Here is a 13,347-nt window from a genome sequence, read left to right as displayed (position 1 = left end):
TTTTTTATTATTCCTATATTTGTTGGCTAATTTTTTTCAAAAATAAATTTGATTACTTACAATAAACTAAAGATCCTGAATGATCCGATTTACGGATTTATTTCCATCCCCAATTCATTGTTATATGATTTGATTGAGCATCCTTATTTTCAAAGGTTAAGGAGAATAAATCAAATGGGATTATCTTATTTAGTTTATCCCGGAGCACACCATACCCGATTTCATCATGCTCTGGGCTGTATGCATATGATGCAGAAAGCAGTTCAGGTTCTTAAAAGTAAAAATGTAGAAATTTCTGCAGAAGAAGAAAATGCTTTGTATATCGCCATTTTATTACATGATATCGGACATGGACCTTTTTCGCATGCTATGGAACAAAGTATTGTAGAAAACGTTCATCACGAAGAATTATCTTTGTTGTTTATGAATGCTCTCAATGCAGAGTTTGATGGAAAGCTGTCTCTGGCAATTGAAATTTTTAAAGGAAATTATCACCGAAAGTTTTTATTACAGTTAATATCCAGTCAAATGGATATGGACCGTATGGACTATCTTAAACGCGATAGTTTTTACAGTGGTGTGGCAGAAGGAAACATCAATTCAGAACGTTTGATTCAAATGATCAATGTTCAGGATGATATTCTGGTAGTAGAAGAAAAAGGAATATATTCTGTTGAGAAATTTTTAGTAGCCCGCAGACTGATGTACTGGCAATGTTATTTACATAAAACGAGTGTGGTAGCTGAACTGATATTATCAAAGATATTGAAGAGAGCGAAGGAGCTGTCACAAAAGGGGATACAATTGCCATGTAGCCAGCCTTTATCCTTCTTTTTGAACAACAGTGTTACATTAGACGATTTTAATGAAAATGCTTTGTTCAATTTTTCATTATTAGACGATTCAGATATCATAGGAGCTATAAAGATGTGGCAATTCCACGATGATTATATTTTATCTACATTGAGTGACAGTATCATCAACCGAAAATTATTTCATATAAAAACAGTTGAAAAAGACGAACAACAACATAAAATAAAACACTATAAAAAACAATTCGGTACAGAGCTCAATATAGATGAAGATGCTTTATCTTATTTGGTTTTTGGTGGTAATTTAAAGAATCAGGCTTATGATCTTAAAGCTGAACCTATTCGTATACAAACTAAAAATAAAAAGATTATGGATGTATTGGATGCATCTGATCAGTATAATCTAAGAGCACTTTCTGAACCGGTTATGAAATATTTTGTATGTTATCCTAAGCGGATAAAGCAAAAGACGTCATAAAAATTTATATTTTTGTACGAATGGAAATAACAGCAGCACAGATAGCAGAATATTTAGAAGGAGAAATTACAGGGGATTCATCTGTGATCATATCTAAATTGTCTAAAATCGAGGAAGGTACACCCGGATCTATTTCATTTTTAGCCAATCCTAAATACAATCATTATATATACTCTACCAATGCATCCGTTGTCATTGTAAATAAAACATTTAAGCCGGAAGGTTCAATAAAAGCTACTTTAATCCGGGTGGAAGATGCTTATAAAACATTTTCAAAACTTTTGGAGTATGCCAATCAGGTAAAACTGATGAAGTCAGGAATAGAGCAACCAAGTGTTATATCTGAAGGAGTTACGTACGGAGAAAATCTTTATTTAGGTAGTTTTTGTTATATCGGAAAAAATACCAAAATAGGAAACAACGTAAAAATCTATCCGAATTCGTTCATTGGAGACAATGTTGAAATAGGGGATAACACAATTTTATTTGCCGGAGCCAGAGTTTATTCAGAAACGGTTATCGGTAAAAATTGTGTCATCCATTCAGGAACAATTGTTGGTTCTGACGGATTTGGTTTTGCTCCGTCTGAAGACGGATCTTATATGAAAGTTCCACAGATAGGTAATGTTGTTATTGAAGATGATGTAGAGATAGGTGCCTGTACTACTATAGACAGAGCTACTATGGGATCTACTATTATCCGTAAGGGAGTAAAGCTTGACAATCAGATACAGATCGCCCATAATGTTGAAATAGGCGAACATACCGTAATTGCCTCTCAGACCGGAGTTGCAGGTTCTACCAAAATTGGTCATCATTGCCAGATAGGCGGTCAGGTAGGAATTGTAGGTCATATTACTATCGGAAATAATGTACGCATTCAGGCACAGACCGGTGTGGGTAAAAATATCGCGGACAACGAAAAAATACAGGGTTCTCCTGCAATGGCATATAGTGATTTTTCAAAATCGTATGTTCATTTCAAGAACCTTCCTAAAATAGTAAAGGATATTGAGAAGCTTAAAAATAATTAAGAATTAGACAATAAAAAGATATTAAATTTTGAATATTATGGTTAAACAAAAAACCATTGCTAAAGAAGTAACCATTGAAGGAGTAGGTTTACACACCGGACAAAGTGTAAAAATGGTATTTAAACCAGCCCCTGTAAATAACGGTTTTTCTTTTACAAGAGTTGATTTAGAGGGATCACCTGTTATTCAAGCAGATGCAAATTATGTGGTTTCAACAGAAAGAGGAACCAATCTTGAGCATAAAGGTGTCAAATTGCAAACAACGGAGCATGTTTTAGCTGCTTTGGTGGGTTGTGATTTAGATAACGTGATCATTGAAATAAATGCTTCAGAGCCTCCGATAATGGATGGGTCATCTAAATTTTTTGTTGAAGCAATCGACAGTGTTGGAACTTGTGAGCAAGAAGCTGAAAGAGAAGAATATATTGTAAAAGAAGTCATTTCATATGTTGATGAGAAAACAGGAAGTGAAATTATTTTAATGCCTGCAGATGAATACCAGGTTACTACTATGGTAGACTTTGGTACTAAGGTTTTGGGCACGCAAAATGCTTCGATTAAAAATCTATCTGAATTTAGAAAAGAGATCTCTCAGGCGCGAACGTTTAGTTTTTTACATGAGTTAGAAGCATTGCTACAGCACGGGTTGATCAAAGGTGGCGATTTAAATAACGCTATCGTTTATGTAGACAAAGAGATTTCTCCTGAAACAATGGAACAGCTTAAGGTTGCATTTAACAAAGAGAAATTTACGATTAAACCAAATGGTATTCTCGATAATCTGACGTTACATTATCCAAACGAAGCAGCCCGTCATAAATTGTTGGATGTAATTGGAGATTTAGCATTAGTTGGTACCCGTATAAGAGGTAAAGTCATTGCTAATAAACCGGGACATTATGTCAATACTCAGTTTGCAAAGAAGCTTTCTAAAATCATCAAGACAGAAAAGAGAAATCAGGTACCTTCTTATGATATAAATAAAGAACCTTTGATTGATATTAAAGGAATTATGAATATCTTGCCACACAGACCACCATTTTTGCTGGTAGATAAAATTTTGGAATTATCAGACACCCATGTAGTTGGTTTGAAAAATGTGACAATGAATGAACCCTTTTTTGTGGGGCATTTTCCCGGAGCTCCGGTCATGCCGGGTGTATTGCAGATAGAAGCAATGGCGCAGGCAGGAGGAATTCTGGCTTTGAGTACCGTTCCGGATCCGGAAAATTATTTGACGTATTTTATGAAAATTGATAATGTACGATTCAAGCAACAGGTGTTACCCGGTGATACCTTGATCTTTAAATTAGACCTGATTAGTCCGATCCGTAGAGGAATATGTCATATGCAGGCATACGCATACGCAAATGGTAAGATAGCTACTGAGGCTGAATTAATGGCACAAATAGTAAAAGCAAAATAATAGTAATTACATATTATAATAAAATGAATCAACCTTTAGCGTATGTTCATCCAGGAGCTAAAATAGCTAAAAATGTAGTAATAGAGCCATTTACTACGATACATAATAATGTTGAAATTGGAGAAGGCACTTGGATAGGATCTAATGTAACCATTATGGAGGGAGCCCGTATCGGTAAGAATTGTACCATATTTCCCGGTGCAGTTATTTCAGCGATACCACAGGATTTAAAATTTAGCGGAGAAGAAACTTTGGCGATTATTGGTGATAATACTACTATCAGAGAGTGTGTTACTGTAAACAGAGGAACAGTGGCTTCAGGTAAAACTGTTGTCGGAAGTGACTGTCTAATCATGGCATATGCACATATAGCACATGACTGTGAAGTAGGACATCATGTAGTGATTGCAAATGCATGTGCATTGGCTGGTCACGTAACTGTAGGAAATTATGCAATAATCGGAGGTCTTACAGCAATTCATCAGTTTATAACTATTGGAGAGCATGCAATGATTTCGGGAGGTTCATTAGTCAGAAAAGATGTACCACCTTATACAAAAGCAGCAAAAGAACCTCTTTCGTATGTTGGTATTAATTCGGTTGGTCTCAGAAGAAGAGGTTTTTCTACAGAGAAAATCAGAGAAATTCAAAACATTTATCGCCTATTATATCAGAAAAACTACAATACTACTCAGGCTTTAAGTCTTATAGAAGCAGATTTGGAAGCTACTCCGGAACGCGATGAAATAATCTTATTCATCAGAAATTCATCCCGTGGAGTAATGAAAGGATATACAGGAGCTTATTAATCAATAAATATACACTAATAAATATGGCAACAACATCAGATATCAGAAATGGATTATGTATTAAGTTTAATCATGATATTTATAAAATAGTAGAATTCTTACACGTGAAACCAGGAAAAGGACCTGCATTTGTACGTACAAAAATGAAAAGTGTAACGAATGGAAAAATGTTGGATAATACGTTTTCTGCCGGACATAAAATTGATGTGGTTCGTGTAGAAACACATAAATTTCAATACCTGTACGCAGAAGGAACTGAATTTCATTTCATGAATACAGAAAGCTATGAACAAATTACATTAAACAGAGATGTATTAGATGCTCCGGATTTGTTGAAAGAAGGTGAAAATGTAATGATTCAGATCAATGCAGAGACTGAGATGCCATTATCAGTAGATATGCCGGCATCTGTTATCTTAGAAGTTACTTATACAGAACCGGGAGTAAAAGGAAATACGGCTACTAACGCTACAAAACCTGCTACGGTAGAAACAGGAGCTACGGTTAATGTTCCTTTATTTATCAATGAAGGAGATAAAATTAAAATAGATACAGCTACAGGAAACTATAGCGAAAGAATTAAAGAATAATTATTCTGTAATATGCGATTTCCCAAGACATATCGTTTGGATACCATAGCTCAGATACTGGGGTGTGACTATGTTGGTGCGGCTGATTTTCCTATAGTGGGAATGAATGAAATTCATGTGATTAAAACAGGGGAGATTGTGTTTGTAGATCACCCTAAATACTATGACAAAGCATTACAGTCTAATGCTTCTGTTGTACTCATTAATAAAAAGGTCGATTGTCCAGAAGGAAAGGCATTGTTAATTTCAGATGATCCATTCAGAGATTTCAATAAATTAGCAGTATATTTCAAACCGTTTCAGCCTGCAGAAAAAAGCATTGCAGATACCGCAGAGATTGGTGAAGGAACTGTTATACAGCCAAACACTTTCATTGGAAACAATGTAAAAATTGGAAAAAATTGTCTGATTCACAGCAATGTTTCCATTTATGATGATACCATTATCGGAGATAATGTAATTATTCACAGCGGTTCTGTTTTGGGAGCTGATGCTTTTTACTATAAGAAAAGACCGGATCATTTTGATCAGCTCATTTCTTCAGGTAAAGTTGTTATTGAAGATAATGTGAGTATGGGCGCCATGACAACGATTGACAGAGGAGTAACGGGTGAAACCACCATCGGTGCCGGTTCTAAGCTCGATAATCATGTGCATGTCGGACATGACAGTCAAATCGGTAAAATGTGTCTCATCGCATCTCATGTAGGAATTGCAGGATGTGTCATTATTGAAGACGAAGTAACGCTTTGGGGACAGGTAGGAATAACCAGCGGTGTGACTATCGGAAAAAAAGCAGTGGTACTGGGACAATCAGGAGTTTCAAAAAACCTTCCCGGTGATAATGTCTATTTTGGTTCACCGGCTGAAGTTGCTCGTGAGGAATATAAACAACGTGCAGCAATAAAAAATGTACTTGCAAAATTGAAATAGATATGAGTGCAAAAGAAATAGTAGAGAATTTTTACAAATCGGCAGGAATATTAAGTAAATCGTATTGTTTGGAAATTCTGCATGAAGATGTTATTTTGGAATGGTATAGTTCTAAAGGGCTTCTTACGCTTGATTTTAATGATATTTTAGCTTTATCCAAAGATTTAAAACATTCCTATTTTTCTTTAACTACACAAATTGATCAGGTACTTGCAGAAGGTGATACCGTTACCATACGCTACTCATTTTATGTAAGAACTTTTGAAAATCCTGAGGAAGAACTTATCCTTGCAGTCTTTTTTACGGTTTGGGAAGTAAAAGACGGTAAGCTCTATAAAGGCTATCAGATGAGTCAGCTATTAAATTAAATTTTTTTAAGATTAAAAAATTTTAAATTCGAATTCAAAAGGCTATTTTTGTTAAATAATATAAAAAAAACTATAAGATAATTATGAGCGTTTTAGTAAATAAAAATTCAAGAATAATTGTACAAGGATTTACAGGAAGCGAAGGTACTTTCCATGCTTCTCAAATGATTGAATACGGTACGAACGTTGTAGGTGGTGTGACTCCTGGAAAAGGAGGAAGTACACATTTAGAGCGTCCTGTTTTCAATACAGTGAGAGATGCTGTGGAGAAAGCTCAGGCAGATACCTCAATTATTTTTGTACCGCCGGCATTTGCTGCTGATGCAATAATGGAAGCTGCTGATGCGGGTATCAAAGTAATCATCTGTATCACAGAAGGTATTCCTGTTGCTGATATGGTTAAAGCTTATGATTATATTAAGGGTAAGGAATGCCGTTTAGTTGGTCCAAACTGTCCGGGTGTAATTACTCCGGGTGAAGCAAAAGTAGGAATCATGCCTGGTTTTGTTTTCAAAAAAGGAACAGTAGGAATTGTTTCAAAATCTGGAACATTAACATATGAGGCTGCAGATCAGGTTGTAAAACAAGGTTTAGGTATTACGACTGCGATCGGTATCGGTGGAGATCCAATTATCGGAACTACTACTAAAGAGGCGGTAGAATTGCTGATGAATGATGAGGAGACAGAAGCGATCATTATGATTGGTGAGATCGGAGGTCAGTTGGAAGCAGATGCTGCTCGTTGGATTAAAGAAAATGGTAACAAAAAACCAGTTATCGGATTCATTGCAGGTGAAACTGCACCTAAAGGACGTACAATGGGGCATGCCGGAGCTATCGTTGGTGGAGCAGATGATACTGCAGAAGCTAAAAAACGTATCATGAGAGAAAATGGAATCCATGTAGTTGACTCTCCTGCTGAAATCGGTAAAAAAGTAAAAGAAGTATTAGGTTAATCCTTTTTACGTATCATAATAAAAAAACAGCTTATTCATAAGCTGTTTTTTTATATCCTGAAATAATAAAAAAAACGGTTATTATTAACCGTTTTTCATTTTTTATCTTAATTGAGCCTGTACCTCTGTTTCCAGTTCTTTCTGTACCTTACTCATTATTTTTTCAATCTGAGCATCAGTAAGGGTTTTGTTTTCATCCTGTAGTTTCAGACTGATCGCGTATGATTTCTTACCTTCAGGTAGTTTATCTCCCTGATAAACATCAAATAGAGAAATATCCTTGATGGTATTTTTATCAACTAATTTTACAACTTCATAGATTTTATTAAAAGGCATTTCTGCATCTATCAATAAAGCTAAATCTCTTTTTACAACAGGGAATTTAGGAATATCGGTAAATTTTATTTTAGCAGAAACTACATTAAGAATGTTATTCCAATTGATATCTGCAAAAAACACTTCCTGTTTGATGTCAAAATGCTTTGCTATAGTTTTCTTAACCACACCAAATTCAACAATTTTACGATTTCCTAAGTGATATGATATTCCTTCAGAGAAAATATCATTTGTCAGAGGCTGGGTGTTTAGTTTGTTTATTCCTAAACGGCTCAACAAAGTGTCTATATAACCTTTGAAAAGGAAAAAGTCTACAGGCGCTGCTGTCGTATTCCAATTGCCGGCTGTTGTGTTTCCTGTAATAAATAAGGCAAGATGCTTATATTCATCATAGCTGTTACCGATGTTCTTTTCATATGTATTCCCGAATTCAAAATACTTTAAATCAGAATTTTTTCGGTTGATATTATAGGAAATAGATTCTAAACCTCCGAAAAGTAATGTTTGTCTCATAATGGATAAATCATTGCTCAGCGGATTTAAAATATGTACTTGTTTGTTTGCATCTAAAGACTCTGCCAGCTCACTATACACAGGTGTTGTAAGAGAGTTTGCCATGATTTCGTAGAATCCCTGACTCACTAACTGGTTGGCTACGATATTTTGTACCATATGATCATCAGTACGCGAACTGTTACTTATAGTAGCATTGAGTTTAGATCCGGTTTTTATGTTGTTGAAACCATATACGCGCAATATTTCTTCAATAACATCAATTTCACGTTGTACATCTACACGATAGGAAGGTACTGTAAGTCCCAATCCAAGATCCGAGATGCTGTTTACTTTGATGTCTAAGGATACCAATATTTTTTTAATGGTTTCTTTGGATATATCTTCTCCTAATATTTTATTTACGTTATTGAAGTTTAAAAAGACAGAAAAGTCATCAATCTTTTTAGGGAAAATATCAATGATATCTGAAGTAATCTCTCCACCGGCAACTTCCTGAATCAATAAGGCAGCATGCTTTAAGGCATAATCTGTAATATTAGGATCAATTCCTCTTTCAAAACGGAATGAAGCATCAGAACTTATACTATGTCTTTTTGCGGTTTTACGGATTGCAACAGAATTGAAATAAGCACTTTCTAAAAAGATTGCTGTAGTTGTTTCAGAAACGCCTGAATTCAGACCTCCTAAAACCCCGGCAATACATAATGGTCCGTGGTCATCACAAATCATGATATCTTCTTCATGTAATGTACGTTCAACACCGTCAAGAGTAGTAAATTTAGTACCCGTTGGCAGGTTTTTCGCATAAATTTTGTTTCCTTTGATGCGTGCAGAATCAAAGGCATGTAAAGGCTGACCTAATTCATGTAAAACATAATTAGTAACATCTACAATATTGTTTTTCGGATTTATCCCGATTGCTTTCAATCTGTTTTGCAACCAGGAAGGTGAAGGTTTTACTTCAATACCCGATATGGTCACACCACAATAGCGAGGCGTTTGTTTTGTGTCTTCAACGACAACATCGTATTTTAAGGTACGTTTTTCAACCTTGAATTTGCTTACTGACGGAGTGATTAATTCTGAATGATTGGTATTCGGATGGTTTTGTGTTAATCCTGCGCGTAAATCACGTGCTACTCCCCAGTGGCTCATAGCATCTGCGCGGTTGGGTGTCAATCCGATTTCAAATACACTATCGGTAGAAATTTCAAATAATTCTGCAGCAGAAGTTCCGGGTTTAATATCCTGATCCAGAACCATGATGCCTTCATGACTGTCTCCCAAACCGAGTTCATCTTCAGCACAGATCATCCCAAAACTGTCTTCTCCTCTGATTTTACCTTTTTTAATCTGAAATTCATTCCCGTCTTTATCATATAATAAGGTGCCAATAGTAGCTACTGCTACTTTTTGACCTGCTGCCACATTAGACGCTCCACAAACAATCTGTACCGGTGCTTCTCCGTTTCCTAAATCTACTTTAGTAATTTTAAGCTTATCCGCATTCGGATGCTGTTCGCAAGAAATAACATGACCAACAACCACTCCTTTAAGCCCTCCCTTCAAACTTTCAAAGGATTCGATACCTTCTACTTCGAGACCTAAATCGGTTAGTATTTTAGCGGTTTCTTCAGGTGTGGTTTCTAATTTTATAAATTGTTTTAACCAGTTATATGAAATGTGCATTAGTTTTTGTTTTTAACGGCAAATATACGCATTGCCTCTCGGATGAAAAATTATTTTTGATTGATATTTAATACGCTTTTCTTACAGAAATTTCGCTTTCATTTCTGGTGTCGGAATCATACAGGCATCTTTTTTTCCATACCATTTATACCGGTTTCTGGCAATGTAATCGTAGGTGAGATTGCGCAGTCGCCGCGGTAACAGATTTCCTATTCTCAATAAGGAATATATCCCCCCGATCTGCTTAGCGATTTCGATGGCAGCATCACTTTTAACGTAATAAGCAATACCCGGTTCGTATAAAACGATAGTGTCCAAATCATTGCTTAAACCAATGTGTTTCAATATTTTTTGTCCGATTTCTGATTGTAAGGAAGCAAATACAAAAACGTTTTTGGTGTCCTTAGCAATTATTTTATTGATGACATCGTTGCAAAAATTACAAACCCCGTCAAAAAGGATAATTTTTTTATTTTTTGGTAAATCTACTATTTCCATCATTTTTTTCTTTCAACCATTTCTAATTGTTCTAAATCTACCTTTGAGGTAAAAAAGCCATAATTCACAGTGGCCTTATTCTTTTCTATAGCATCAATCGTGCCGACAGCCTTTCCGTCAGTCATTCTCACTTTATCTCCTATTTTCAGTATAAAGTTAGTTTTATTTGGTTTATTTTCTGCCAAATTTGCAGCTTTTTTTTCTTTCTTTTCTTTTCGGATTTCTTCTACCTTCTGTTCAACTTCCTGTACTATTTTTTTCTGTTCTGTCTCTTTGGCTTTCTTTTCTTTAAGGGTTACCTTTTTGCGCTTTGAGTTTTCAATCTCCACCGTCTTTAACAATTCACCAATCAACGTTTTCTTGTCTTTATTGTTGAAATATTTTTCAGAAAGATCATCTATACGCTGTCCGAGATATATAAAGCGTTGGTTGGCATCATACAGCTCCTGATAGCGCTCCAGTTTATCCTGTATTTTTGAATTGATGGATTCCATTTTCTTACTTTCTTCCCTTGCTTTATTTTCTTCTTCTCTGAGCGTTTGAGATGTCTTTTCAAGTTTAGATCGTTCTTTCTGAAGGTTGGCTATGGTTTTATCAAAACGGACTTTGTCGGTTTCGATTTTCTTTTTTGCGCGGTTAATGAGACTGTACGGAATACCGTTTTTTTGAGCTACTTCAAATGTAAAAGAGCTTCCTGCCTGACCAAGGCTTAGTTTGTATAAGGGTTCTAATGATTTCTCATCAAACATCATGTTGGCGTTGGTCGCATAAGGCAGTTCGTTGGCAAGCATTTTCAGATTGGAGTAGTGGGTAGTGATGATTCCAAAAGCTTCCCGATCATAAAATTCTTCTAAAAATACTTCTGCGAGTGCCCCTCCGAGTTCCGGATCAGATCCGGTACCGAACTCATCAATCAGAAATAAGGTTTTTTTATTGCATTTTTTTAGAAAATAATTCATGTTTTTTAAGCGATAGCTATACGTACTCAAATGATTTTCTATAGATTGATTGTCTCCTATATCCGTAAGTATATAATCAAAAAGGAACGTTTCGCTTCTTTCATGTACGGGGATGAGAATACCGCTCTGTAACATTAACTGTAAAAGACCAATGGTTTTCAGGGTAATACTTTTACCTCCTGCATTGGGTCCTGAAATCACAATAATCCTTCCTTCTTTGGAAAGCTCAATGGTTTGCGGATGCGTTATTTTTCCTTTTTCTTTATTGGATAAATAAAGAATAGGGTGGAATGCTTCTCTGAAATACAGTCTTTTTTCCTCTGTAATATGTGGCAGAATACCCTGAATTTTTACAGCATATTTTGCTTTTCCGGAAATGACATCTATTCTCGATAAATAGTGCTGATATTCTTCAAGATCAGCTGTAAAAGGGCGAATTTCATTGGTGAGCTGTTTCAGAATGCGCATGATTTCTTCGCGTTCTTCAAATTCGAGATTGGTAAGCTCCTGTGAAAAGCGGTAGGTACTTTCAGGTTCCATATACACAATGCTTCCCGTTTTTGATTGTCCTAACGCAGTACCTTTTACTTTTCTGCGGTACATTGCCAATACAGCCAGTACACGGCGGTTGTCTACAATAGTTTCTTTGATATCGTCCAGATAACCCGCACTGTTGTATTGGGTGAGGGCTACTCCGAAACTTTGATTGATTTTGCCCCGTACCATGTTTATCTGTTGCCGGATGCTCGTCAGATCTACAGAAGCATTGTCTTTAATTTCCCCGTACTTATCAATTACCTGATCAATTTTATGAAGAATTACTTTGTTTATATCAAGTTCACTACTTGCAGCAGATAATTCCGGATAGTATTCTTCAAATTTTTTAAAAAAGAGAAGCAGTTCGTTTGTGGTATGAGTAAGTATGGCAATTTTTTTAAAACCGCTTACTTCAAGATAGCTGTCTTCAATCTTCAGATATTTCAATTCATGATCAATAGGATCAAAATAATGATTTGGAATGACGTTATTGTTTGTAAAAGAAGAAGTATATTCAGAAGTTTGCTTTAAATTGCTTAAAAGCGTTTCTTTGTCTGTAAAGGGATGTATTTCAAGAGCCGCTTCTTTTCCGGGTTCCGTAGTACAGTAATGTGCAATGGATTCTAAAACGGTAAGAAACTCTAAATCTTGTAAGGTTTTTTTATGAATGGATTTCATAGAAATTTTATTTGTTGCAAATTTACGAAGATATATCAAATAAATATTAATGCTTATTTTTGGATAACAAAACGATTATTATGACGTGGAAACAATTTATTGAAGCCGAACAACAAAAAGAATATTATCAGCAGTTAAAAAGATTTGTAGAACATGAATATGCTACACAAACTGTTTTTCCTCCCAAAGAATTCATTTTTAATGCCTTTCGCTGGTGTAAACTGGATGATGTCAAGGTAGTTATTTTAGGTCAGGATCCGTATCATGGTTATGGTCAGGCAAACGGACTCAGTTTTTCTGTGAATGATGGTATTCCTTTTCCGCCTTCTCTGCGAAATATATTTGCAGAAGTATCAAACGATGTGGGAGCACCAATTCCTCCTTCCGGAAATCTTGAGCGCTGGGCTAAACAAGGTGTGTTATTGCTGAATGATGTACTCACCGTACGTCAGGCATCACCGGGAAGTCACCAAAAACAAGGGTGGGAAATTTTTACTGAGGCTGCGATTGAAAAAATATCTTCGGAAAAAGAAGGCGTTGTTTTTATGCTTTGGGGCAATTATGCGCAAAAGAAAGGTAAAATAGTAGATCGCAATAAGCATCTGGTATTAAACTCCGGGCATCCATCGCCTATGAGTGCCAATCAGGGAAAGTGGTTTGGAAACAAACACTTTAGCCAGGCCAATCAATATTTATCAGCAAATGGAAAAGAGCCTATCTTCTGGTAG

Annotated in this window: 12 protein-coding genes; 9 read left to right on the top strand and 3 right to left on the bottom strand. The window is 35.8% G+C overall.

Annotation, left to right across the window (positions count from 1 at the left end):
- The first annotated feature begins 48 nt into the window (after nucleotides 1–48).
- The 8 genes from QW060_RS09480 to sucD all read left to right on the top strand — a co-directional run bounded on the left by QW060_RS09480 (nucleotide 49) and on the right by sucD (nucleotide 7,406).
- On the top strand, nucleotides 49–1,290 hold the full coding sequence (locus QW060_RS09480) for an HD domain-containing protein (RefSeq protein WP_290363335.1): 1,242 nt from the start codon (nucleotides 49–51) through the stop codon (nucleotides 1,288–1,290).
- A gap of 20 nt (nucleotides 1,291–1,310) precedes the next feature.
- On the top strand, nucleotides 1,311–2,324 hold the full coding sequence (gene lpxD, locus QW060_RS09475) for a UDP-3-O-(3-hydroxymyristoyl)glucosamine N-acyltransferase (protein ID WP_290363334.1): 1,014 nt from the start codon (nucleotides 1,311–1,313) through the stop codon (nucleotides 2,322–2,324).
- 37 nt (nucleotides 2,325–2,361) lie between these two features.
- On the top strand, nucleotides 2,362–3,750 hold the full coding sequence (locus tag QW060_RS09470; RefSeq protein ID WP_290363333.1) for a bifunctional UDP-3-O-[3-hydroxymyristoyl] N-acetylglucosamine deacetylase/3-hydroxyacyl-ACP dehydratase: 1,389 nt from the start codon (nucleotides 2,362–2,364) through the stop codon (nucleotides 3,748–3,750).
- Between the two features lie 23 nt (nucleotides 3,751–3,773).
- Nucleotides 3,774–4,559 carry an acyl-ACP--UDP-N-acetylglucosamine O-acyltransferase gene (lpxA, locus tag QW060_RS09465; protein ID WP_290363332.1) on the top strand — a complete coding sequence of 262 codons (786 nt, stop codon included), beginning with the start codon at nucleotides 3,774–3,776 and terminating at the stop codon, nucleotides 4,557–4,559.
- A gap of 23 nt (nucleotides 4,560–4,582) precedes the next feature.
- Nucleotides 4,583–5,149 carry an elongation factor P gene (gene efp / locus QW060_RS09460; protein ID WP_290363331.1) on the top strand — a complete coding sequence of 189 codons (567 nt, stop codon included), beginning with the start codon at nucleotides 4,583–4,585 and terminating at the stop codon, nucleotides 5,147–5,149.
- Between the two features lie 12 nt (nucleotides 5,150–5,161).
- Nucleotides 5,162–6,082 (top strand): UDP-3-O-(3-hydroxymyristoyl)glucosamine N-acyltransferase, encoded by a 921-nt coding sequence (locus QW060_RS09455; protein ID WP_290363330.1) that lies wholly within the window; start codon nucleotides 5,162–5,164, stop codon nucleotides 6,080–6,082.
- 2 nt (nucleotides 6,083–6,084) lie between these two features.
- A complete protein-coding gene (locus QW060_RS09450; protein WP_290363329.1) occupies nucleotides 6,085–6,450 on the top strand; it encodes a nuclear transport factor 2 family protein in 366 nt (121 codons plus the stop codon).
- A gap of 83 nt (nucleotides 6,451–6,533) precedes the next feature.
- On the top strand, nucleotides 6,534–7,406 hold the full coding sequence (gene sucD, locus QW060_RS09445) for a succinate--CoA ligase subunit alpha (protein ID WP_290363328.1): 873 nt from the start codon (nucleotides 6,534–6,536) through the stop codon (nucleotides 7,404–7,406).
- A 102-nt stretch (nucleotides 7,407–7,508) separates the two neighbouring features.
- Here the strand turns inward: sucD and pheT are convergent, their stop codons facing one another.
- The 3 genes from pheT to QW060_RS09430 form a co-directional block, all read right to left on the bottom strand.
- Nucleotides 7,509–9,947: a phenylalanine--tRNA ligase subunit beta gene (gene pheT, locus QW060_RS09440; RefSeq protein WP_290363327.1), complete on the bottom strand. Its 2,439-nt coding sequence runs from the start codon at nucleotides 9,945–9,947 to the stop codon at nucleotides 7,509–7,511.
- 81 nt (nucleotides 9,948–10,028) lie between these two features.
- Nucleotides 10,029–10,439: a thiol-disulfide oxidoreductase DCC family protein gene (locus QW060_RS09435; protein ID WP_290364739.1), complete on the bottom strand. Its 411-nt coding sequence runs from the start codon at nucleotides 10,437–10,439 to the stop codon at nucleotides 10,029–10,031.
- A gap of 5 nt (nucleotides 10,440–10,444) precedes the next feature.
- Nucleotides 10,445–12,619 (bottom strand): endonuclease MutS2, encoded by a 2,175-nt coding sequence (locus tag QW060_RS09430; protein ID WP_290363326.1) that lies wholly within the window; start codon nucleotides 12,617–12,619, stop codon nucleotides 10,445–10,447.
- An 80-nt stretch (nucleotides 12,620–12,699) separates the two neighbouring features.
- Here QW060_RS09430 and ung point away from each other — a divergent pair, with 80 nt between their 5' ends.
- Nucleotides 12,700–13,347, top strand: coding sequence for a uracil-DNA glycosylase (gene ung, locus QW060_RS09425; RefSeq protein ID WP_290363325.1), 648 nt, complete (start codon nucleotides 12,700–12,702; stop codon nucleotides 13,345–13,347).

Source organism: Paenimyroides ceti (assembly GCF_030409925.1).
Note: the sequence above shows the minus strand (reverse complement) of the source record. Positions and strands in the feature narration are given on the sequence as shown.

Coding starts and splice junctions, on each gene's coding strand:
- ung (WP_290363325.1), top strand. CDS start 12,700: ATGACGTGGAAACAATTTATTGAAGCCGAACAACAAAAAGAATATTAT.
- QW060_RS09430 (WP_290363326.1), bottom strand. CDS start 12,619: ATGAAATCCATTCATAAAAAAACCTTACAAGATTTAGAGTTTCTTACC.
- lpxA (WP_290363332.1), top strand. CDS start 3,774: ATGAATCAACCTTTAGCGTATGTTCATCCAGGAGCTAAAATAGCTAAA.
- lpxD (WP_290363334.1), top strand. CDS start 1,311: ATGGAAATAACAGCAGCACAGATAGCAGAATATTTAGAAGGAGAAATT.
- QW060_RS09450 (WP_290363329.1), top strand. CDS start 6,085: ATGAGTGCAAAAGAAATAGTAGAGAATTTTTACAAATCGGCAGGAATA.
- efp (WP_290363331.1), top strand. CDS start 4,583: ATGGCAACAACATCAGATATCAGAAATGGATTATGTATTAAGTTTAAT.
- QW060_RS09455 (WP_290363330.1), top strand. CDS start 5,162: ATGCGATTTCCCAAGACATATCGTTTGGATACCATAGCTCAGATACTG.
- QW060_RS09470 (WP_290363333.1), top strand. CDS start 2,362: ATGGTTAAACAAAAAACCATTGCTAAAGAAGTAACCATTGAAGGAGTA.
- sucD (WP_290363328.1), top strand. CDS start 6,534: ATGAGCGTTTTAGTAAATAAAAATTCAAGAATAATTGTACAAGGATTT.
- pheT (WP_290363327.1), bottom strand. CDS start 9,947: ATGCACATTTCATATAACTGGTTAAAACAATTTATAAAATTAGAAACC.